Annotated in this window: 19 protein-coding genes and 1 pseudogene; 8 read left to right on the forward strand and 12 right to left on the reverse strand. The window is 75.2% G+C overall.

Going from position 1 to position 18,953, the window contains the following annotated elements:
• Nucleotides 1–135: 135 nt before the first annotated feature.
• Nucleotides 136–522: a hypothetical protein gene (locus ACFY00_RS14810; RefSeq protein ID WP_388031217.1), complete on the forward strand. Its 387-nt coding sequence runs from the start codon at nt 136–138 to the stop codon at nt 520–522.
• 46 nt (nt 523–568) lie between these two features.
• Here the strand turns inward: ACFY00_RS14810 and ACFY00_RS14815 are convergent, their stop codons facing one another.
• From ACFY00_RS14815 to ACFY00_RS14825, 3 genes are all read right to left on the reverse strand, one after another.
• Nucleotides 569–1,591, reverse strand: a complete 1,023-nt coding sequence (locus ACFY00_RS14815) for a hypothetical protein (protein WP_388031220.1) — start codon at nt 1,589–1,591, stop codon at nt 569–571.
• A gap of 163 nt (nt 1,592–1,754) precedes the next feature.
• Nucleotides 1,755–3,191 carry a glycoside hydrolase family 6 protein gene (locus ACFY00_RS14820; protein WP_388031223.1) on the reverse strand — a complete coding sequence of 479 codons (1,437 nt, stop codon included), beginning with the start codon at nt 3,189–3,191 and terminating at the stop codon, nt 1,755–1,757.
• Nucleotides 3,192–3,647: 456 nt separating this feature from the next.
• The gene (locus ACFY00_RS14825) at nt 3,648–4,883 is read right to left on the reverse strand and encodes an FAD-dependent monooxygenase (RefSeq protein ID WP_388031225.1); all 1,236 of its coding nucleotides are present in this window, start codon (nt 4,881–4,883) and stop codon (nt 3,648–3,650) included.
• 107 nt (nt 4,884–4,990) lie between these two features.
• On the opposite strand from ACFY00_RS14825, the gene ACFY00_RS14830 reads away from it, so the two are divergent.
• Together ACFY00_RS14830 and ACFY00_RS14835 are read left to right on the forward strand one after the other, a co-directional pair.
• Nucleotides 4,991–5,692, forward strand: a complete 702-nt coding sequence (locus ACFY00_RS14830; RefSeq protein ID WP_388031227.1) for a TetR/AcrR family transcriptional regulator — start codon at nt 4,991–4,993, stop codon at nt 5,690–5,692.
• Complete coding sequence (locus ACFY00_RS14835) at nt 5,689–6,234, forward strand: hypothetical protein (protein ID WP_388031229.1); 546 nt, start codon at nt 5,689–5,691, stop codon at nt 6,232–6,234. The genes ACFY00_RS14830 and ACFY00_RS14835 overlap by 4 nt, the downstream gene beginning before the upstream one ends.
• 603 nt (nt 6,235–6,837) lie before the next feature.
• Here the strand turns inward: ACFY00_RS14835 and ACFY00_RS14840 are convergent.
• From ACFY00_RS14840 to ACFY00_RS14855, 4 genes and pseudogenes are all read right to left on the reverse strand, one after another.
• Nucleotides 6,838–7,014 (reverse strand): annotated as a pseudogene (locus ACFY00_RS14840) (hemin ABC transporter ATP-binding protein); the annotation flags it as partial.
• A 57-nt stretch (nt 7,015–7,071) separates the two neighbouring features.
• Entirely contained in the window at nt 7,072–7,371 is a 300-nt protein-coding gene (locus tag ACFY00_RS14845) for a hypothetical protein (RefSeq protein WP_388031230.1), read from the reverse strand.
• Nucleotides 7,372–7,572: 201 nt separating this feature from the next.
• Nucleotides 7,573–8,415, reverse strand: coding sequence for an alpha/beta fold hydrolase (locus ACFY00_RS14850; RefSeq protein WP_388031233.1), 843 nt, complete (start codon nt 8,413–8,415; stop codon nt 7,573–7,575).
• The gene (locus ACFY00_RS14855; RefSeq protein WP_388031236.1) at nt 8,412–8,681 is read right to left on the reverse strand and encodes a TetR-like C-terminal domain-containing protein; all 270 of its coding nucleotides are present in this window, start codon (nt 8,679–8,681) and stop codon (nt 8,412–8,414) included. Before ACFY00_RS14855 ends, ACFY00_RS14850 begins: the two co-directional genes overlap by 4 nt.
• 245 nt (nt 8,682–8,926) lie before the next feature.
• Between ACFY00_RS14855 and ACFY00_RS14860 the strand changes: the two genes are divergently transcribed.
• Nucleotides 8,927–9,715: a class I SAM-dependent methyltransferase gene (locus tag ACFY00_RS14860; RefSeq protein WP_388031239.1), complete on the forward strand. Its 789-nt coding sequence runs from the start codon at nt 8,927–8,929 to the stop codon at nt 9,713–9,715.
• 139 nt (nt 9,716–9,854) lie between these two features.
• Nucleotides 9,855–10,655 carry a hypothetical protein gene (locus ACFY00_RS14865; protein ID WP_388031241.1) on the forward strand — a complete coding sequence of 267 codons (801 nt, stop codon included), beginning with the start codon at nt 9,855–9,857 and terminating at the stop codon, nt 10,653–10,655.
• A gap of 46 nt (nt 10,656–10,701) precedes the next feature.
• On the opposite strand, the gene ACFY00_RS14870 is transcribed toward ACFY00_RS14865, so the two are convergent.
• Nucleotides 10,702–11,658 carry a hypothetical protein gene (locus ACFY00_RS14870; RefSeq protein ID WP_388031243.1) on the reverse strand — a complete coding sequence of 319 codons (957 nt, stop codon included), beginning with the start codon at nt 11,656–11,658 and terminating at the stop codon, nt 10,702–10,704.
• A gap of 123 nt (nt 11,659–11,781) precedes the next feature.
• A complete protein-coding gene (locus ACFY00_RS14875) occupies nt 11,782–12,822 on the reverse strand; it encodes a methyltransferase domain-containing protein (RefSeq protein WP_388031245.1) in 1,041 nt (346 codons plus the stop codon).
• A 98-nt stretch (nt 12,823–12,920) separates the two neighbouring features.
• Between ACFY00_RS14875 and uppS the strand changes: the two genes are divergently transcribed.
• Complete coding sequence (gene uppS, locus ACFY00_RS14880; RefSeq protein ID WP_388031246.1) at nt 12,921–13,733, forward strand: polyprenyl diphosphate synthase; 813 nt, start codon at nt 12,921–12,923, stop codon at nt 13,731–13,733.
• Between the two features lie 304 nt (nt 13,734–14,037).
• Here uppS and ACFY00_RS14885 read toward each other — a convergent pair whose 3' ends face one another.
• On the reverse strand, nt 14,038–14,925 hold the full coding sequence (locus ACFY00_RS14885; protein ID WP_388031247.1) for an SDR family NAD(P)-dependent oxidoreductase: 888 nt from the start codon (nt 14,923–14,925) through the stop codon (nt 14,038–14,040).
• Nucleotides 14,926–14,993: 68 nt separating this feature from the next.
• Between ACFY00_RS14885 and ACFY00_RS14890 the strand changes: the two genes are divergently transcribed.
• The gene (locus ACFY00_RS14890) at nt 14,994–15,647 is read left to right on the forward strand and encodes a TetR family transcriptional regulator (RefSeq protein ID WP_388031249.1); all 654 of its coding nucleotides are present in this window, start codon (nt 14,994–14,996) and stop codon (nt 15,645–15,647) included.
• Between the two features lie 337 nt (nt 15,648–15,984).
• Here ACFY00_RS14890 and ACFY00_RS14895 read toward each other — a convergent pair whose 3' ends face one another.
• Both ACFY00_RS14895 and ACFY00_RS14900 read right to left on the reverse strand, forming a co-directional pair.
• Nucleotides 15,985–16,563 carry a TetR/AcrR family transcriptional regulator gene (locus ACFY00_RS14895; RefSeq protein WP_388031251.1) on the reverse strand — a complete coding sequence of 193 codons (579 nt, stop codon included), beginning with the start codon at nt 16,561–16,563 and terminating at the stop codon, nt 15,985–15,987.
• Between the two features lie 112 nt (nt 16,564–16,675).
• A complete protein-coding gene (locus ACFY00_RS14900; protein WP_388031253.1) occupies nt 16,676–17,566 on the reverse strand; it encodes an SDR family NAD(P)-dependent oxidoreductase in 891 nt (296 codons plus the stop codon).
• A gap of 1,008 nt (nt 17,567–18,574) precedes the next feature.
• Here ACFY00_RS14900 and ACFY00_RS14905 point away from each other — a divergent pair.
• Nucleotides 18,575–18,793 carry an MbtH family protein gene (locus ACFY00_RS14905; RefSeq protein WP_388031255.1) on the forward strand — a complete coding sequence of 73 codons (219 nt, stop codon included), beginning with the start codon at nt 18,575–18,577 and terminating at the stop codon, nt 18,791–18,793.
• Nucleotides 18,794–18,953: the final 160 nt, after the last annotated feature.

Genomic DNA, 18,953 nt, shown 5'->3' on the forward strand with positions numbered 1-18,953 from the left:
GCCCCCGGACACCCCGGCCGGGCCGGGCCCGATCGAGCCCTCGGTCTGGGCGAGCGTCCTGCTCGTCACCGTCCTGCTGCCGGCCGCGCTCGCGGCCCTCGTCGGGCAGCACTTCGCCTTCTCCAGGAGGAGCCGTTGAATCCCGCTCCGTTGATCGGCGCCGTCGGGGCCATGGCCCTCGCCGTGGGCGCGCTCGCGGTGGCGCACCGGGTGCGTCCCGAGGTTCCGGAGGGTGAGCCGTACCCGGAACCGCACCCGACGCTCGGGGCGATCGGCTCCGGGCTGCTGTCCGGGTTCACCCTGCTGACGGGTTTCCTGATCGCCACCGGCTGGGCGGCCCGCAGCACGGGCATCGTCCCGCCCGACGGCCTGTACGTCGCGGACCTCGCGGCGGGCGGCGCCGTCCTGCTGTACCCGTCGCTCGCGGGGCTGCCGTTCACGCCGCGCTACATCACGGCGGTGTGCCTGTTCGGCCTGCTGGTCGGCTACGTGATGGTGACGGCCGTCCAACTCCGGCCCTGAGCAAGGCCCGGAACCCCGGCGCCCCCGTCGCCGGCCCCGGCGGTGCCTACTGGATGCTCCACCGGTGCGGGTGCCCCGGTCCCGCGGGGCAGGCGAAGACGTTCAGCAGCCCGTACCTGCCGAAGGCGAGCCGGGCGGGACAGGGGTCCTGCAGGTGGCCGGGGAGGAGGCGGTCCTCGACCGGCATCCAGCTGGTGCAGCCGTCCCACTCGTGGCTGTCCAGGGTGAGCAGCAGGGCCATGGGCGCGCCGCAGACCGCGCAGGCCACGGCGTACGGGTCGGTGCCGTGCCACGAGGCGAAGCCGCCGACGCGGTAGCCGGGCGGGATCGACAGGTCGTGCTGGTAGGTGAGCGCCTCGGCGTCCGGGTCCTTGTCCGCCTTCCGTTCCTGCTTCCGCTCCCAGGCGTCGATCCTGGCCTGCAGGCGCGCGGGCAGTGTCCCCGCGTAGGGGTAGGTGGTCACCTGCTCGGGGTGCAGCACGCACGGCTCGGGCACCGCGCCCTCGAAGCCGACCAGGAGCGGCTCCGGTGCGGCTCCCCGGGGTTCTCGCACCTGCTCGGAACGGCGCCAGACCACGCGCAGGTCGAGGTCGTGGCCGCTCGGGCCGTGGGCCTCGAACGGGCACCAGAGCACCTGCAGCAGGTCGCGGTCGTCCGGCCCGACGGGCAGGCCCGGCACGTCCCGCCGGTAGAGCTGGACCAGGCCGACCAGCGGGACCGGATCGGTGTCCGCGATGTCCGGCAGACGGTGTCTCCGCCCCAGTTCCTTCAGCAGGGCCCGCTCGTCGTCCGTCGGCCCCGGGGCCGCGTCGCGCGCCCATGCCTGGGCCAGCAGCCGACGCCGCTGACGGATGTCCGCGATCCGGTGGCCGCGCCCGCGCCGGTGCGGCTCGGTGCACACCGGCCAGGGCTCGTCCGCGGGCCAGAGCAGCGGACCTCCGACCGAACTGACCGAGGCGTCCGGGCGCCCGGCCCGCGGGTGCAGCCGGGTCGTCACCCCGCGGTGGTGGGCCAGTTGCGGGAAGAGCGCTTCGACGTCCGAGGGTCGGGGCGGCGTGGTCCTGGTCATGGCCGACACCGTAGGCCACCGGGCCGGACGGGCCGGATCCGGGATCCGGTCCGTCTGCCGCTACCCGTCCCCGAACGCAGCCGCAACCACAACCACGGCGGGGCAAGGAGGTGCCCCGTCGGCCCACGGGTGGGGGGTGGCCGACGGGGCTGGGGAGGATGGCTCAGGAGGTGGTGCAGGCGGTGCCGTTGAGCGTGAAGGCGGTCGGGGTGGTGTTGTTCGACCCGTAGGTGGCCTGCAGGCCGAAGCTGGTGGAGGCGCCGGCCGCCAGGGTGCCGTTGTAGCCGAGGTCGGTGGCGGTGACGGAGGTCCCGTTCTGGGTGACGGTGGCGTTCCAGGCGCTGGTGATCTTCTGGTCGCCGGGGAACGTCCAGGCGAGCTTCCAGCCGGAGATGGCGCTGCTACCGGTGTTCTTCACCGTGACGTCGGCGGTGAAGCCGCCCGCCCAGGAGTTGGCCCGGTAGGCGATCGAGCAGGACGCGTTGCCGGTCGGCGGCTGCGAGGACGCGGGGGGCGAGGACGGCGGCTGGGAGGTCGGCGGCTGCGAGGTGGGAGGCTGCGAGGTCGGCGGCGTGCTCGGGTCGGTCGCGTTCACCGCCAACTGGTAGGCGATGTCGGGGACGAAGGTCCCCGCCGCGGCGGCGCAGCCGTCGGCCTCGCCCGGGGGCTTGATCCACAGGAAGGCGTCGATGCCGCTGTCGTTGGTGGCGGCGGTCGGGTAGTTGCCGATCTTGCGGCCGGAGGGGTCGCACCAGGCGCTGCCCGAGGGGCCGTTGCCGTTGCGGCTGGTGTCGATGACGGCGTGCAGGTTGCCGGGGTTGCCGAGGGCGTTGAGCACGCCGTGGGCGAAGGAGGTCTCGTTCGCGGTGGTGTTGAAGTTGGAGACGTTGGTGAAGAAGCCGTTCGCGTTGAGCACGCCCGCGCTGCGCAGCCGGTTGGCCTGTTCGGAGGCGGAGTTCCAGGTGGAGTGGCCGCCGTCGAGGTAGACCTTGGCGTTGGGGCTGGCGGCGTGGATGGTGTTGACGGCGCGGGCCAGCGAGGCGAAGCGGTCGTTCTGCTGCTGGGCGCTGAGGCAGGTGGTGAGGGCGATCGAGTCGGGTTCCAGCACCACGATCGAGCGCGAACTGCCGAGCCCGGCGGCGAACTTGCCGACCCAGGCATCGTACGAGGAGAGGTCGGGGGCGCCGCCCGCGGAGGCGCCGCCGCAGTCCCGGTTGGGGATCATGTAGGCCACCAGCACCGGCACCTGACCGGCCTGGGCGGCGGCCGAGGTGACCGTCCGGACGTCGGAGGTGATGGTGTCCGGGCGGTAGTTGGCGAACCAGATGCCCTGCGGCTGGCTGGCGATCCGCTTGGAGATCACCGGCGTCCGGGAGTCCCCGGGGTTGGCGGCGACCCACCGGACGGCCTGGGAGGTCGGGTCCTTGTAGAACTGGGTGCCCGGGTCGAGGCTGCCCTGCACGGCCGCGCCCGCGCCGCCCTGGGCGGCGGCCACCAGGCCGACGGCCGCGGTCACGGCGGCGAGGGCGAGGGCGGCGGCGCGGCGGGTCGGCCGGGCGGGCGGGACGGCGGCGCGACGGTGGGGGTCGGGGGTGTGCACGGTGTGTCCTCCGGGGGTGCTCTCGGGTGGGAGAGGCGGTCGGCATCGAGGTGGGGGCATGCTGACCGGGGACGATGCGGGAACCGGAGCGTGGGAGCGCTCCCGCAGCGAATCGCGGCCGATGCTAGCGGCCCGACCGGCCCCGGCGGCAGGCCCCGCGCACCGCGGACCGCCGCCCCGAACGCCACGGACCGCCGCCCCGGACACCGCGAACTCCCGCCCCGCCGACCGCTCTTGGCGGCCTTTCGCCCGGTCGCGCCACTGTCGAACAGCCGTCGAAGAGGCGCTCCGTACGCGTTGCGTCCCACTTCGGGAGGGGCTCCGAAACCGGTAGCTCCCCGGAAACTTTCACACCGCCGCCCGCCTGCCCATCGGTCCGGGCACCGCCAGGACGCACCTCGCGAGCCTGCTGTCCGAGCCCTGCGCCCGCGGTCGGGTCCACCTGGTCGTCCCGGCCTACGAGTCCGGCCCGGTCACGACCGGCTCCGGCTGACCCCCGGCCCCGCCCGTCCCGCTCGGGCGGCCGCTGGCGGGTTCGGGCAAATCGAGGGTGGCGACGTCCTCCCCCAGCGCGAGCATCCGGTTCAGCAGCGCGGGCCGGCTCAGCAGGGTGTCGCGCAGCCACAGCCCGCGGGCGGTGCGCGGGGCGAGGAAGGGGCCGGTGCGGTCGCCGCCGCGCTGGCAGCGTTCGGCGTAGGGGCGGACGGTGCGCTCGTAGCGGGTGAGGGCGGTGCGGTGGTCGCCGTCGGCGCGGGCGAGTTCGGTGGCCAGGACGTACGCGGCGACCAGGGCGGTGCCGGTGCCCATGCCGCCGATGGTGGCGCCGCAGGCGGCGTCGCCGAGCAGGGCGATCCGCCCGTCGGACCAGGCGGGGACGTCGGCGCGGCTGATCGAGTCGACGTACAAGTCGCGGTCGGCGACCTCGTCGAGGGTGGCGAGCAGCTGCGGGACGGGGTGCGGTAGGTCGGCGAAGCGTTCGCGCAGCAGGGCCCTGAGCGCGGCGGGGTCGTGCCGGTCGAGGGCGAGTTCGGGCGAGGCGAACAGCAGGAAGGCTCCGGCGCGTCCGGGGTCGCGGGGGTCGGCCCCGGCGGCGGCGAGCCGGCCGGGGGTGTTGACACCGGTGGTTCCGGCGGGCAGGCCGAGGCGGTTGGCGAACGGCCAGGTGGCGGCGTAGTAGCCGAGGTGGCGGACGTACTGCCGCTCGGGGCCGAAGGCGAGGGCGCGGACGTGGGAGTGCAGGCCGTCGGCGCCGACCACCAGGTCGAAGCGGCGCGCGGGGGCGTGCCGGAAGGTGACGTCGACGCCGTCGGCGTCCTGTCGCAGGGCGGTGACGGTGTCGCCGAACAGGTACTCGGTGCCGGGGGCGCTGTGCCGGTGCAGCAGTTGGACGAGTTCGCCGCGCCGGATCTCCACCTCGCCCCCGGCGAACTCGGCGGGCAGGTGCAGCCGGGTGCGGCCGCGCAGGTCGGTGAAGGTCATCGGGGTGCCGCCGGTCTGCCGTTCGCGCAGCTCGTCCAGCAGGCCCATCCGCCGCAGCACGGTCAGGTGGGTGGGCCCGCGGAAGTCGACGGCCTGCCCGCCCGCCCGGAGCGCGGGGGCGAGTTCGACCACGGTGGGCCGGTGCCCGTACCGGGCGAGCCAGTGCGCGAGCGCGGGGCCGCCGATGCCGGCGCCGGAGATCAGGATCCGCACGGGGGTCCTCCCTGTTAATTGCGTCCACTGGACGCAGTTCCTTGCTGTGTACGGTAGACACAGTTGCGGGTCGGGCACAAGGCCGGCCCGCGGAACGAGGAGGGGCCGTGACCGAACCGCACCCGGCGCTGCGGCTGCTGTGGGAACCGCCCGCCCGACCGACCAGGGGGCCGAAACCCGGCCTCACCCTGGAGTCGATCGCCCGCGCCGGGATCGAGGCCGCGGACGCCGAGGGCCTGGCCGCGCTCTCCATGCAGCGGGTCGCGGGGCTGCTCGGCCACACCAAGATGGCGCTGTACCGCTACGTCCCGGGCAAGGCCGAACTGGTCGCCCTGATGGTCGAGTACGCCGTGGGCGAGCCGCCGCCCCCGAGCGACGCCCCCTGGCGCGAGCAGCTCACCGACTGGACGCACCGGATGTCCGCCGTCCTCACCGCCCGCCCCTGGCTGCTGGACGCCCTCGCCGCCCCCCGCCCCACCGGCCCGCGCGAACTCGCCTGGCTGGAACGCGTGGTGGCCGCCCTCGACGGCCACGGCCTGTCCGGCGCCGAGCGCATGGACGCCGCCGTCCTGCTCATCGGCCACGTCCGCACCCTCGCCGCCCAGCACCGGCAGTCCACCACCGGCTCCCCCGAGGCCGAGATGCTGCGCGCCCTCGTCCCCCTGATCCACACCCACGCCACCCGCTACCCCGCCCTCGCCGCCGCCCTCACCGAACCCCCCGGGGGCCGCGACAACGCCTTCGACTTCGGCCTCGCCCGCATCCTCGACGGCCTCGCCGCCCTGATCGACCGGCGCACCCGCCCGTGACCCGCCCCCGCCGGGAGGCCCCCGCGGCGCCGTCCCCGACCGAACGGCTCGCCGCCCTGACGGGGTGGCACCGCCCCCGGTCCACCACCACCGACTGGACCCCGGCCGAACGGGCCCTGGGCCTGCCCGTCCCCGGCTCGTTCCGGGAACTCGCCGAACTGTTCGGCCCCGGCGAGTTCAGCCGGTACCTGTTCGTCTCCGGCCCGGGCGACGAACGCACCGCCCACTCCCTCGCGGGCGCGTCGGCCCCCTGGTTCTCCCCCGGCGCCGCCGACCTGCTGCACCCCTACCCGCCGCCCGGCGCACCGGGCGGCTTGGTCCCGTGGGGCGGCACCTGCCACGGCGACACCTTCTTCTGGCTCCCCGGCCCGACCGACCCGGACACCTGGCCGGTCCTCGCCCTGAGCGAGAGCACCGACTGGCACCGCTTCGACCTGACCGCCCCGGAGTTCGTCCTCGAGGCGATCCGCCCGGACGGAACCGTCGCCCCCTTCGCGGTCGGCGACCTCGTCCCGCCGTCCTTCCTCCCCGCCCGCTCCTGACGCCCGAACTCGACCCGCCACCCCGTCGGCCCGCCCCGCCGCCTGACGCCGGATCGGTCCCGTGCGCCGCGCCCGAGCGCGGTGTCCAGCAGTGCCGGTGTGCGGCAGTACGGCGCCGGTTGCAGCGCGGCGATACCGAGCAGGTACCGGGGCGCGGAGTGGACGGTGGCCGTTCCGGCGCGGGCGGCGCCGAAGCCGTCGGCGGCCGGGTTTCGACGGCGGCCACTGCTTCCGCGTCGAGTACCGGAAGCAGCGCGCGCAGCGCGGGTGACGGGCGGTCGGAACTGACGGGCGGTCGGAACTGACGGGCGGTCAGGACTGGCGGCCGCGCGCGGCGGCGCGGTGGCGGCCGCGGCGGCCGGGGGCGCGGGTCGCGGTGACGGCCGCGGCGACGATCAGCGGGGTGAGCAGCAGGGTCATGGTGAGGGTCATCGTGGTGCCTCCGGGTGTCCGGGTGGTCCGGTTCCTGCTGGTGCGGTTACCCGTACCCGGCTCGACCATGTGCTTCGGATCGGCCGGGTCACCCGCCCGGACCGTGCCCCGGCCCTGATCTCGCCCGTTCGGTCGCCCACCGTCGGGTGGTCTTCCCGGGCCGACGATCCGTCAATCTGCTCTACGGGGGCGCTCGGGCAGCACGATCGGCGCGCCCCCGCGCGGGTGCGCGGCGGCGAGCGCGAGGCCGTGCAGGGCGTCGACCACGCCGCGTCCGGCGTCGGCACGTTCCCGGGCGGTCCGCAACACGAGTTCCCGGTGGGGCGGGCCGAGCGCGGCGGTGGGTTGCGTCGCGCCGCAGCGAGCGCCGTTCGGGCGCCCGCGGCCCTCCGCCCCGGCAGGGGCCTACCGTTCGCCCGCCAGCACGGCCAGTTCGCGCAGCCGGGTGAAGTAGTCGGCGGCCTCGGGGTCGTCGGCGAGTTCGGGCAGGATGCGGTGGACGGTCGCTATGCCGGTGCGCAGCGCCGCCCTGCGCCGTTCGTCGAGCGGGCCGGTCAGCGCGGCGGACACGCAGCCGGCCAGGTGGCTGTCCAACAGCACCAGGTCCTCGCCGGCGGGCGAGCGCAGGTAGCAGCTCTGCGGGAAGGGCAGGTGGAGGAAGCCCTGCCAGAGGGTGGCCAGGCGGTCGTCGTGCGTGTCGCTCATGCGGACGATGATGCCCGAGCCCCCGGCCGCCGCGTCACCCGCCCCGGCCCCTCCTCCCGGACACGACGGGGCCCGGCACGGGGCGGTTCCGTGCCGGGCCCTCCCCGCGCCGGCGGCCGCGAGGATCTCCCCGCGGACGGCCGGTTGCGGACGTGACGTCCGGTGACCGCCCGCGGTGGGGTTGATGGGAGTGAGGGGGATTCAGGTGTGGGCGTGGAAGGCCTTCCGGAGGAGTTCGCCGAACTCGGCGGGGTGCGTGGTCAGGCCGGTGTGCCCGCCGGGGAAGTGCTGGAGTTCCGTGCCGAGGCGTTCGGCCAGGAAAGCGGTCGCGCGATGGGGCAGCTCGCCGCGCGAGTCCCGGCCGCCGACCAGCACGAGCCGGTCCGAGAGCGCCCCCAGTCGGTGGATGTCGGGGGCGTAGGCCATGAAGCTGGGCACGATGCTCCCGAGGAAGTACGGCAGGTTCGCCATCGTCCGTTCGGCTCGCGCCGCCGCCTGCGGCGGAAGTGCGGTCCCGGCCTCCGGTGCGGTGGTGTCGCCGCCCTTCTTCAGGCCCGCGGCGAATTCGATCATCGCCGGCCTCAGCCCCTGGGTCCGGAACGTCTCCTGCACCCGTGCGATGAGCGCGCGGTGTTCGGCCGCGTCCGGCAGGACCTCCACCACCGGCGGCTCGTGAGCGACGACGCGTTCGAGGCGTTCGGGATGGGCGGCGAGCAGGTGCAGGGCGGCGATCGCGCCCGAACTGGCGCCGAACACCCGGGCGGGCTCACCGGGCGACAGCAGGTCCAGCACCCGGAGCGCGTCGTCGGCGTGCTCGGCCACGCACTGGTCGGCCCCGGGGTCGTCCAGCGGGCTGCGGGAGATGCCGCGCGGGTCGTAGGTGGCGACGGTGTGCTCGGCGGCCAGGTCGCCGGCGATGCCGTCGAAGGACGCCGCGCCGCCCGCCCCTCCGGGGATCAGCAGCAGGAGCGGGCCCCGGCCGCGCACTTCGTAGTGCAGCGTCGCGCCGTGCACGCGCAGGCTGCCGGTGGTCGGGTCGGTCATGCCGGTTCTCCATCTCGGGACGGGGGCCAGTGCTCCGGGGGAATGTGCAGGGCATCGAGGGCGCGGACCCGGGACCGCTCGGGCGAACGCTCGTACGCGAAGCCGCCCGAGGCCCCGGGGGCGACGAACCCGTGGCAGGTGCTGCGCAGCGGCCGGACCGCGTCGGTCAGGTCGGGTTCCGCCGGTCCGCAGCCGCGCAGCACGCCGTAGGTCGGCTCCGCGGCCGCGATCGTCGCCCGTTCCGTCGTCAGCCCGACCCGCGCCATGGATCCCTCTCAGATTTCCTAGTAGCTCTAGGTATAAGCCAGGGCACCCTAGGAAGGCAAGCCGGGAGCGTGTCCGCGCCGGCGTTGGCGCCGCGGACGACGCGGCACCCCGGTCGGATGGCGTTTCCCCGGTGCCCCGGACCGCGGGGCCCGGGTGGTGACGACGGAAAGCCCTTGCCGACGCACTGTCGGGAAGGCCCCACGGGCCGTTAAATCCCCTGCCGCACCGGCCCCGACGTGCTTGGATGCTCGCCATGGACCGATTGACGCACCGATCGTTCGACGCCCTGGTGGACGAGGCCGCGGCCGCTCCCGTCGAGGGGTGGGACTTCGGCTGGCTGGACGGCCGGGCCACCGAGCAGCGGCCGTCCTGGGGGTACCAGCGCCTGCTCGGCGAGCGGCTCGCGGCCGCCTCCGCGGCGCTGGACGTGCAGACCGGCGGCGGCGAGGTGCTCGCGGGCGCGGGCGCGGCGAACTTCCCGCGGACGATGGTGGCGACCGAGGGGTGGCCGCCGAACGCCGCCCGGGCGACCCGGCTGCTGCACCCGCTGGGCGCCGTCCTGGTGGCCTCGCCCGAGGACGCGCCGCTGCCGTTCGCGGACGGCGCCTTCGACCTGGTGACCAGCCGTCACCCGGCGCGGGTGGACTTCCCGGAGATCGCCCGGGTGCTGGCCCCCGGCGGCACCTACTTCGCCCAGCACGTGGGCGGGCGCACCAACGTCGAGCTCAGCGCGTTCTTCCTCGGCCCGTTCGCCGTGCCCACCGCCCGCGAGCACGAGGTGGAGGCCCGCGAGGCCCGGGCGGCGGGGCTGGAGGTGGTGCAGTGCCGCAACGAGCGGCTGCGGCTGGAGTTCTCCGACGTCGGCGCGGTGGTCTGGTTCCTGCGCAAGGTGGTCTGGACGGTCCCGGACTTCACCGTGGAGCGCTACCGCGAGCGGCTGCGCGACCTGCACGAGCAGATCGAGCGCGAGGGCGTGTTCGTCTCCACGATGTCCCGCACCCTCCTGGAGGCCCGCAAGCCCGCCCGGCCCTGAGCTCCCCGTACGGCCGTCCCTCGCCCACCTGGCGCAAGCGGTCACCCGCACCGGTGACCTGCCGGGTCACCGGGGTGCGCACCGGCAATGCATCCCGCCGCAACGACGCAACGGCAGGGCGCACGGGAGGCGGTCGCAGATGGCAGAGGGAACGGCGGACGGGCGCGCCGAGCTGGACCGCAAGGGCGGGCCGGGGCACACCGTGCTGCTGGCGCTGCTCGCGGCGGTTCCGCTGGTGAAGATCGCCTGGACGGTCGGCGGCGGCTCGCACACCCGCGAGGTGGTCAGCACCCTGGGCGTGCCGAACCTCGGCGAGGTGCTGGTCGGCATGGTGACGACCCGTCCGCTGCTGGGCTCCCTGGTGGCGGTGGTGACCTCCCGGGTGGTGTTCGCCCTGTTCGCGGCCCGCGGCGCCGTCCCGCGCGGGCGCTCGGTGGGCGCGGTGGCCCGGACGGTGGCGCTGACGCTGGTGAACCCGCTGGCGATGGGCGTGCTGTGCTGGGTGTTCTACGGGCCGTGGTGGGGCCTGGGAGTGCTGCTGGCCTCGCTGGCGCTGCGGCAGGGCCTGGTCCAGGAGTACCGCGCGGGCCGCCGCCCCCGTCCGCACGGCCGCCCGCACGACGCGGGCCCGGCCGCCGTCCCCGCGGCGCCGTGGCGGCTGCGGCTGGTGGCGGCCGAGCAGTGGACGGCGCTGCTGCTGACGGTGCTGGTCCTGCCGGTGACGGCGTTCGCGGCCGCGCTGGACGGGCTGGCCTGGGACACCGTCCTGCGCTGCGAGGTCGCGGCCGGTGCGCACAGCGAGCAGTCCCGGCTGATCGAGCTGCGCCGCGTGGGCAACGGCGTGGTCGGCTGGGACCTGCACGCCCGGGAGGTCGTCAACGGCCTGGCCTGCGTCAAGGAGGAGTCGCTGCGGGTCCGCCCGGCCTGGTGGAACTCCTGAGCGGACAGGCGGACGGACGGGCAACAGGCGACAGGCGGACGGGCCGTCAGGCGGGCAGGGTGCGGCGCACGGGGTGGCCGGAGTCGGCGGTGGTGAGCCAGCTGCCGTCGCCGAGCGGGTGGAGGTCGTAGGAGTCCTCGGCGCCGGAGTCGAACGCGCCGAGGATCCGGCCGGTGCGCGCGTCGACCCGGAAGCTGCGGAACCACTCCTCCCCGCTCTCCTCGACCTCGCCGCACAGCACCACCGCGAGGGTGTCCGGGTCGAGGTAGCCGCCGGTCCACTCGACCACGGCCTCGCACTCCTCTCCGTCGTAGCCGAAGTCGTCGACGGTGACGGTGAACACGGCCTCGCCGCCGGGGTAGGCGTGCACGGTGAGGTCCCCCTGCCCGTGGTCGACGGTCAGGAAGTGGCGGCCGTCCGGGGAGAGGTCGATCAGGCAGCGGTCGGTCCACGGGTAGGTCACCAGCTCCGGCGTGCCGTCGGTGAACGAGCCGCGGAAGACGACCGTGCCGTCCTGGCCCTCGCCGACGTCCAGCAGCACCTCGCCGCTGCCGGGGTGGACGAGGTGCACGCCGCCGTGGCCGACGGTCTCCAGGTCGAACCCGCCCAGCGTTTCGCCGGTGGCGGCGTCCAGCACCGTCCACCGGTCGCCGCGGCCGCGGCCGGCCATCGCGTCGGGCTGGTAGAGCCACAGGTGGCGGCCGTCCGGGGAGAGTCCGCAGCTGGGGCGGTGGCCGTAGTGGTCGGACCACTTCGGCTCGATGTCCGAGCGCCACAGCTCGGTGCCGTCCGCGGCGGTGCAGACCGCACTGTCCAGCGTGGCGTAGTAGGCCCGCGTCAGGTCGCGGCCGACCGCGTAACTGGAAAGCTCGTCCCCCTCCCGCGGGTGGAGCACCGCGACGGGCGCCAGCTCGCCGAAGCTCGGGCCAGTGGTGTCGTAGACGCAGATCGCGCCGCCGACCAGGCGGGTGGTGGGCGGACGGTGGGCCCGGGTGTCGCTCATGGGTCCGGACCCTAGCGCGCCCCGCCGACAGCCCCGCCGACAGCCCTGCCGACGGCCCCGCCCGCGACGGCCGGTCAGGCGGGGTGGGGCCTGGTGCACACCGCTGCGGTGCGGTGCGCACGGTCAGCCGTCGGCCCGTTCGGCGGCGACCACGAACACGGTGACGGAGGCCAGGAACGGTCCGTGCGCCAGGTGGTCGAGCCAGTCCCGGGCCTGGTCGCGGGTCAGGTACCCGGCGGTGACGGCGCGTTCGGTGTTGCGCTGCAGGCCGAGCACCCGGTCGGCCTCGCGGACGTCGCGGAAGAGCGGGGTGACGGGGACGACGGAGCGCACGGTGAGGCCGGACCGCGCGGCGAGCCGGGGCAGTTGGCGCCCGATCAGCGGGTTGCGGACGATCCGGTCGGTCAGGTGGCGGGTGAAGGCGCGGGCGGTGGCGGGGTCGGGGTGGTCGACGGCGAGGGTGTCCCAGTCGGGTTCGGCGGCGACCAGCCGACCGCCGGGGCGCAGCACGCGGTGGGCCTCGGCGAGGGCGGCGGCCGGGTCGGCGAGGTGCTGGAGCAGCCGGTCGGTGCGGATACGGTCGGCGGTGGCGGGGGCGAGCGGGAGGCGGTGGACGTCGGCCCGCAGGACGGCGGTGCGCGGCAGGTCGGCGGCGCGTTCGGCGGCCCGGCGGACCATCTGCGGGTCGTGGTCGACGCCCAGGACGCGGCCGCGGGCGGTGGCGGCGCGGGCGAGGGCGGGCAGCGCGGCGCCGGTGCCGCAGCCCCAGTCGAGCAGGTGCTGTCCGGGGCGGGCGTCCAGGGCGTCCAGCAGGACCTGCTGGTAGGCGCGGGCCTGGTCGGTGGCGTTGAGGCGTTCCTGGTAGTCCGTCCGGTCGGGGACGACGGTCTCGAAGAGCTGCCCGGCGACGTCGGCGAGGGCGCCGAGTTCCCGGCCCAGGGCGGTGCGGCCCTCGGCGGTGAGGCGGACGGGGCGGCGACGGCCCTCGCCGGGCAGGTACTCGATCAGTTGTTTGTCGCGCAGCCGGGCGAGGGCGCCGGAGAGGCTGCCGCGGCCGAGTCTGCTGCCGGTCATCCGCTCGATCGCGGTGTTGACGGCGTAGCCGTGCAGCGGTCCGTCCGCGAGTGCGGACAGCACCAGCATCTGGGCGTCGTTGGTGCGCACCTGGTTCCGTTCCTCCGTCCGGCCGCGCTTCTGCATGACACGCGGCGCGTGCTATTGATTGTGCACCATGCGGTCCGCCGATCCGAAAGGCCGTCACCATGCGCACCACCGCCCCGTCGCGCCCCTCCCTGCCCATCCCGCTGCCCGCCCCGCTGCAGGCCCTGCGCGCGGGTCGGCTGCGCCGCCGCCTGGCCGGGGCCGAACTGCCCCGGCACATCGGGCTGATCATGGACGGCAACCGCCGCTGGGCCCGCGAGCGCGGCCTCCCGGACGCCCGGCTGGGCCACCGCTACGGCGCCCGGCACGCGAGCGCGGTGCTCGGCTGGTGCGAGTCGCTGGGGGTGCGGCACGTGACGGTGTTCGTCTGCTCGGCGGAGAACCTGCAGCGGCGCGGCGACCAGGAGGTGGCCTTCCTGATGCAGGTCATCGAGGAGGTGCTGGCCCGCGACCTGGCCGGGCCGCACCCTCGCTGGCGGGTCCGCCTGGCGGGCGACCCGGCCACCCTCCCCGCCTCCACGGCCCGCGCCCTGGAGCGCCTCGCGGCCGCCACCGCCGACTGCCCCACCGGCGCCCACCTGACCCTCGCCGTCGGCTACGGCGGCCGCCAGGAACTCGTCGACGCCGTCCGCGGCCTGCTGCACGCCCACGCCGACACCGGCCGCCCGGTGCGCGAGCTCGCCGAGCAGCTGACCGGCGAGCACATCGCCCGCCACCTGCACACCGCGGGCAGCCCGGACCCGGACCTGGTCATCCGCACCAGCGGCGAGCAGCGGATGTCCAACTTCCTGCTCTGGCAGAGCGCCTACGCCGAGCTCTACTTCTGCGAGGCGTACTGGCCCGCCTTCCGCGAGCTGGACTTCCTACGGGCGGTGGACGCGTACGCCGCCCGCAGGCGCCGCTACGGCGCCTGAGCGGCGGGCCCCGGCCTCGGGGTGTGACGCCTGGGTGTGACGCCCGCCCCTCGTGGGGGGGGCGAGACTTCGTCGGACGAGGTGACGGGCGTCCGACCACCGGGGCGGTCCGAGCGGGCACGCGTCCCGACACTCTCCCCGCCGCCGGCCCGGACGTCCGCTGACCGAAGGACCACGCGCCGTGCCCCGTCGGCAGGTCCGGCGCGACGGTGGGTCGCCCGTCGGCGCGGACCGGCCGCCCGTGCAGGACGTTGAAGGCCGCGAGGCGCACGAGCGTGGTGCCGTTCACCGCCCGACCGTGCAACTATGCTGCGCGGGGCGGGAGTTCCACCGGGTACGGCTCGGCGAAGTCGGCCGAGCGGCTGACCTGCTCCCAGGCGGCCGCCTCCTCCAACTGGCGGCGGGAGTGGTCGAGCGCCATGGTCACCGCGTTGGCGCCGAGCAGCAGGTGGCCCGGGGCGTCACCGCGGCGGACGGTGCGCACGAGGATCTCCGCGGCCCGCGCCGGGTCGCCCGCGGCGCCCGAGGCGCCCTGGCGGACCCGGCGGTTCATCGCGCCGACGGTCTGCTCGTAGGGCTCGGGGACGGGGTGGACGGTCATCGAGTCGCCCGCCCAGTCGGTGGCGAAGCCGCTCGGTTCGACGACGGTGAACCGGATCCCGAACGGCGCGGTCTCCGCCGCCACCGACCGGGTGAAGCCGTCGACGGCGAACTTGGCGGCCTGGTAGGAGGCGATGCCCGGGGAGCCGCCGACCCGCCCGCCGATCGAGGAGAACTGGACGACGGTGCCCGAGCCCTGGCGGCGCAGGGCGGGCAGCGCGGCCTTGGTGACGTGGTAGACGCCCCAGAAGTTGGTCTCGAACTGGGCGCGGAAGTCGGCGTCGTCGGCGCTCTCCACCGGCGAGACGTTGGCGTACCCGGCGTTGTTGACCAGGACGTCGATGCGCCCGAAGCGGGCGAGCGCGGCGTCCACGGCCGCGCGGGCCTGCCCGGGGTCGGTGACGTCCAGCGCCAGGGTGAGCACCCGCTCGCCGTACTGCGCCAGTTCGGCGCGGAGGGCCTCGGGGCGGCGGGCGGTGGCGACGACGAGGTCTCCCGCGTCGAGGGCGGCGGTGACCAGGGCGCGGCCGATGCCGCGGGAGGAGCCGGTGACGAACCAGACCTGCTGCGCAGTGCGCGCTTCTTCGCTCATGCAGTTAGTACAACACCGTTCTCTTAATAACGCAACGCCGTTCTCTTACGCCTTCCTATGATGGGGCCATGACTCAGCCAGCCTTCCGACGGGCCCGCAGCACCGAGGCCAAGCAGGCGCGGGAGACCGCGATCCTGGACGCGGCCCGCGACCTGCTCCGGGCCCGCGGCGTCCGCGACGTCTCCCTGGGCGACATCGCCGCCGAGGTCGGCATGCACAAGTCCGCGCTGCTGCGGTACTTCGAGACGCGGGAGCAGATCTTCCTCGAACTGACCGCGCAGGGCTGGCGGGAGTGGTCCGCGGCGGTGCGCGCCGACCTGGCGGCCCGGGCCGCCGCCACCCCCGCCGAGGTCGCCGGGGCCTTCGCCGCGACGCTGGCGGCCCGCCCGGTGTTCTGCGACCTGCTCGCCCAGGCCCCGCTCAACCTGGAGCGCAACGTCTCGTTGGAGGCGGTGCGCGCGTTCAAGCTGCTCACCCTGCACGAAGTGGCGCTGATCGGCGAGGAGTTGGGCCGCCTGCTGGGCCTGGACGAGGCGCAGGTGCTCGACACGATGGCCACCGCCACCGGTATGGCCGGGGCCCTGTGGCAGATCGCCAACCCCGGCCCCCGGCTGCGGGAGCTCTACACCGGCGACCCCCGCCTCGCGCACGCCGTCGTCGAGGTCGAGCCCCGCCTGCAGCGCGTCCTCACCGCCCTGCTGACGGGGCTGCGCACCCCCTGACCACCCCGGCCGCACCCGGAGGACGCCCCCGGGAGCGGACCCGAGCCGCACCGGGCGGGCTCCGGGCCGGGGCGCCTGTCGGTTCCGCGGGTGCCGGTCCCTTCACCCACTGCCGCCGGCCACGACGGAAGGGCAGCCGGCACCTCGGCGATCCCGGTGTTGCCGGCCCCTGGCCCGCCGACCGGAAGATCCCGTCGTGCAGATGCGCGTGGGTGTCGCACCGCCCGGAGAGCGCGGTCAGCAGCTCCGCCCGCCCGGCCCCGGGCCCGGCCGCCTGCGGCGGCCACTTCCTCCACGTGACGCCGACCGCCCGGTGCCCCACGGCGGAGGTGGCGCCTCACGCCCCCGGTGGCGTCGCGCGCAGGCCGTCGAGGAGGGCGGCGAGGTACCGCCGCGCGGTCTCCGCCCGGTCGGCGGGGGTGCCGCCGCAGACGTTCGCGGCGTGGGCGATGCCGCACACGAGCGGGACGAGGTCGGCGGCGGCGAGGTCGGGACGGACCACCGCGGCCTCGCGGGCCCGGGCGAGCAGCGCGGTGCCGACCGACGCGAGCGACTCCTTGAGCTCGGTGGTGCGCGGCAGGGCGTCCGTGGCCGCGGCCGCGACCGGGGGCAGGGCCGCGTCGGTGACCTGCGCCTCGACGGTGCGCAGCAGGAAGTCGGTGAGGCCGTGCCAGGGGTCGGCCGCGGCCAGCGCCTGCCGTCCGCGGCCGACGAGGTCCTCCAGGCAGGGGGCGGCGACGGTCTCCAGCAGCGCCTCGGGCGTGGCGAAGTGCCGGTAGACGGTGGCGACTCCGACCCCGGCCCGGCGCGCGACGTCGTTGAGCTGCAACGGCGTCCCCCCGTCGACCAGGTCGCGGGCGACGGAGACGATCCGCTCCCAGTTGCGGGCCGCGTCCCTGCGCAGAGGCGTCGTCATGGGCCCATGCTAATCGGATGGTTCATCCGGATGCCCGCCGCTCCCGTGAGGCACCCACCGCAGCGCCGCCCCCGCGAGGCGCCCGCGGCCCGGCGCCTCGCGGGGGCGGCGCTCAGGCGGGGGCGAGCGGTGCGTGCCGTTCGCTGAGCCGGCGGACGGCTTCGACGACGCGGGGGTCGGCCGCCGCCCGGTGCGGGGCGACCGGCTGCGACCGGGGGCCGATGACGAGGCCGGTGCGGCCGGTCAGCGCGCCGTCGGTGGCGGCCGTGACGGAGGGCCCGGCCGCCACGGAGGCGGGCCCAGCGGTGGAGCGTTCGAACCTGCGGCGCACCAGCGGCCACAGCAGGCGCAGGGCGGGCGAGACGATCCTCGGGTCGGCCATGGTGCCGTTGGTCATGTCGGTGGCGGCCCCTCCGGGATCGGCGGCGAAGACCGAGACGCCGGTGCCCTCCAGCCGGGCCGCCAGGTCCAGCGCGTAGGCCAGGTTGGCGAGTTTGGCGCGGCCGTACCAGTGGAAGCCGTAGTAGCCGCCCGGCGGCTCGACGGCGTCGAACGCCCGCTTGGCGACGGCGACCGCGCCCGACGTCACGTTCACGATCCGGCTGGGCGCGCCGGCGGTGAGGGTGGGCAGCAGGAGTTCGGTCAGCAGGTAGGGCGAGAGGTGGTTGACGACGAAGGACGCCTCGATCCCGTCCCGCGTCCCGTGTTCGGCGAACATCGCCCCGACGTTGTTGACCAGCACCGTCAGCGGCTCTCCCCCGGCGGCCCGGTCGTCGGCGATCCGGCGGGCGAGCGCGCGCACCTGGTCGAGCGAGGCGAGGTCAGCGGCCAGGAACCGGGCCCGGTGCGCCGGTCCGGTCGCGTCGATCCGCCGGACGGCCTCGGCCCCCCGCCCGGCGTGGCGCCCCACCACGGTGACCGCGAACCCGGCGGCGGCCAGCCCCAGGGCGGTCTCCAGGCCGATGCCTCCCGTTCCGGCCGTGACCACGGCTGCCTTTCCCATGCGCACCTCCACGCTCCGTCAAACGGATAGGTCATCCGTTTGATCCGGGGAGACCGTAGCACGCAATCGGATGGACTATCCGCTTGCGGCTTGGGCATAGTGCCCGGAGGGCGGGATGAAGGCCCTGTTTCGAACGATCGTCAAGCTGTGCTTGGCGTCCTCGCAGCTCCACAGCTCCTGCGACCCGAGGAGACCGCCGTCACCACCAACTTCTGGAGCGTCGACTCCGGCCCCGTCCACATCCCGCACTCCCACCTCGGCTCGACCGCCGACCACGCCGAGAAGGGGCGCGTGGAACTGCGCCGGGCCCCCGGCGACGCGGCCTCGACCGCGCGGGCCTCGTCCACGGCGGCTACATCGCGACCACCCTGGACGAGGCGTGCGGTCCGACCGCGCCCAGGGCCGGCGAACCCTCGACGCCGTTCCTCACCATGAGCCTTGAGCGTCGACTACGTGCGCCCTCACCCCGAATCGCAAGCCGCTCGCAGCCTCCGCCGCGGGGACGCCGACCGGCGAGGCGACCCGCCCGGGCCCGGCGTCGCACGCCGGGAACGGCCGGGGTCGGGGCGGGGCGTACGGCGGGCGTACGGGAGCACGCCTGGCCTGCGGGGGCGCTCGAGGGTCACGCGGGGAGCGTCAGCGGGCGGGCGGAACGAGCCGGGACGCAATCGGATAAAACAGCGGAAACCGGACAGTGATGCGCACTGGCGAACGAATTGGCATATGACTCGGGACTTTTCCCATTCGCTCATTTGAATGATTACACCAAGATCACGGAGGGATCACCGATCACGACCGCAATGCACCCGACAACGTGATAGGAATAGTTATGTTTTACGGGGGAAGCCGTGCGCCGGGCGGGTCGCCGCCGCACGGCCGTCGCACCGCCGCCCTCCGGTGCGCGGGACGGCCGGATCGGGGGCGGGGGAATACCGGGCATCACGACGGCGGGTCCGGAATGCCGTTCGACGGTGTCGCCGGGCCGACAATCGACTAGGGGTGGGAAACGTGAGCAATCCTTTCGACGACGAATTCGGACGCTTCCTCGTGCTGGTGAACTCCGAGGCGCAGTACTCCCTCTGGCCCGCGCACCTGGACGTCCCGGGCGGCTGGGAACAGGTGGGCGAAGAGGGTTCCCGGCAGGAGTGCCTGGACGTGATCGAGCGGGTCTGGACCGACATGCGCCCGGCCGGCCTGGTCGCGGCGATGGAGTCCGGCACCGGCTGACCCTCCCCGGTCCGCCGCGCGGTGGGATTCCCCCGCGCGCGCACCGGATCGACCGGCAGGGCCGGGTGCCGCGTTCCACGGCACCCGGCGGCATTTCCCCACGCATTCCATCGGGAATTTCCTCCACGGACGCACCCGGGCCGAGCGAACGGCCCGCCCG

It is taken from the genome of Kitasatospora sp. NPDC001540 (genome assembly GCF_042894345.1).
GTDB lineage: Bacteria > Actinomycetota > Actinomycetes > Streptomycetales > Streptomycetaceae > Kitasatospora > Kitasatospora phosalacinea_C.

What these genes read in the sequence shown, in the direction of transcription:
- ACFY00_RS14815 (WP_388031220.1), bottom strand. Translation starts at nt 1,591, where the DNA reads ATGACCAGGACCACGCCGCCCCGACCCTCGGACGTCGAAGCGCTCTTC.
- ACFY00_RS14845 (WP_388031230.1), bottom strand. Translation starts at nt 7,371, where the DNA reads ATGAGCGACACGCACGACGACCGCCTGGCCACCCTCTGGCAGGGCTTC.
- ACFY00_RS14850 (WP_388031233.1), bottom strand. Translation starts at nt 8,415, where the DNA reads ATGACCGACCCGACCACCGGCAGCCTGCGCGTGCACGGCGCGACGCTG.
- ACFY00_RS14855 (WP_388031236.1), bottom strand. Translation starts at nt 8,681, where the DNA reads ATGGCGCGGGTCGGGCTGACGACGGAACGGGCGACGATCGCGGCCGCG.
- ACFY00_RS14860 (WP_388031239.1), top strand. Translation starts at nt 8,927, where the DNA reads ATGCTCGCCATGGACCGATTGACGCACCGATCGTTCGACGCCCTGGTG.
- ACFY00_RS14865 (WP_388031241.1), top strand. Translation starts at nt 9,855, where the DNA reads ATGGCAGAGGGAACGGCGGACGGGCGCGCCGAGCTGGACCGCAAGGGC.
- ACFY00_RS14870 (WP_388031243.1), bottom strand. Translation starts at nt 11,658, where the DNA reads ATGAGCGACACCCGGGCCCACCGTCCGCCCACCACCCGCCTGGTCGGC.
- uppS (WP_388031246.1), top strand. Translation starts at nt 12,921, where the DNA reads ATGCGCACCACCGCCCCGTCGCGCCCCTCCCTGCCCATCCCGCTGCCC.
- ACFY00_RS14885 (WP_388031247.1), bottom strand. Translation starts at nt 14,925, where the DNA reads ATGAGCGAAGAAGCGCGCACTGCGCAGCAGGTCTGGTTCGTCACCGGC.
- ACFY00_RS14890 (WP_388031249.1), top strand. Translation starts at nt 14,994, where the DNA reads ATGACTCAGCCAGCCTTCCGACGGGCCCGCAGCACCGAGGCCAAGCAG.
- ACFY00_RS14895 (WP_388031251.1), bottom strand. Translation starts at nt 16,563, where the DNA reads ATGACGACGCCTCTGCGCAGGGACGCGGCCCGCAACTGGGAGCGGATC.
- ACFY00_RS14900 (WP_388031253.1), bottom strand. Translation starts at nt 17,566, where the DNA reads ATGGGAAAGGCAGCCGTGGTCACGGCCGGAACGGGAGGCATCGGCCTG.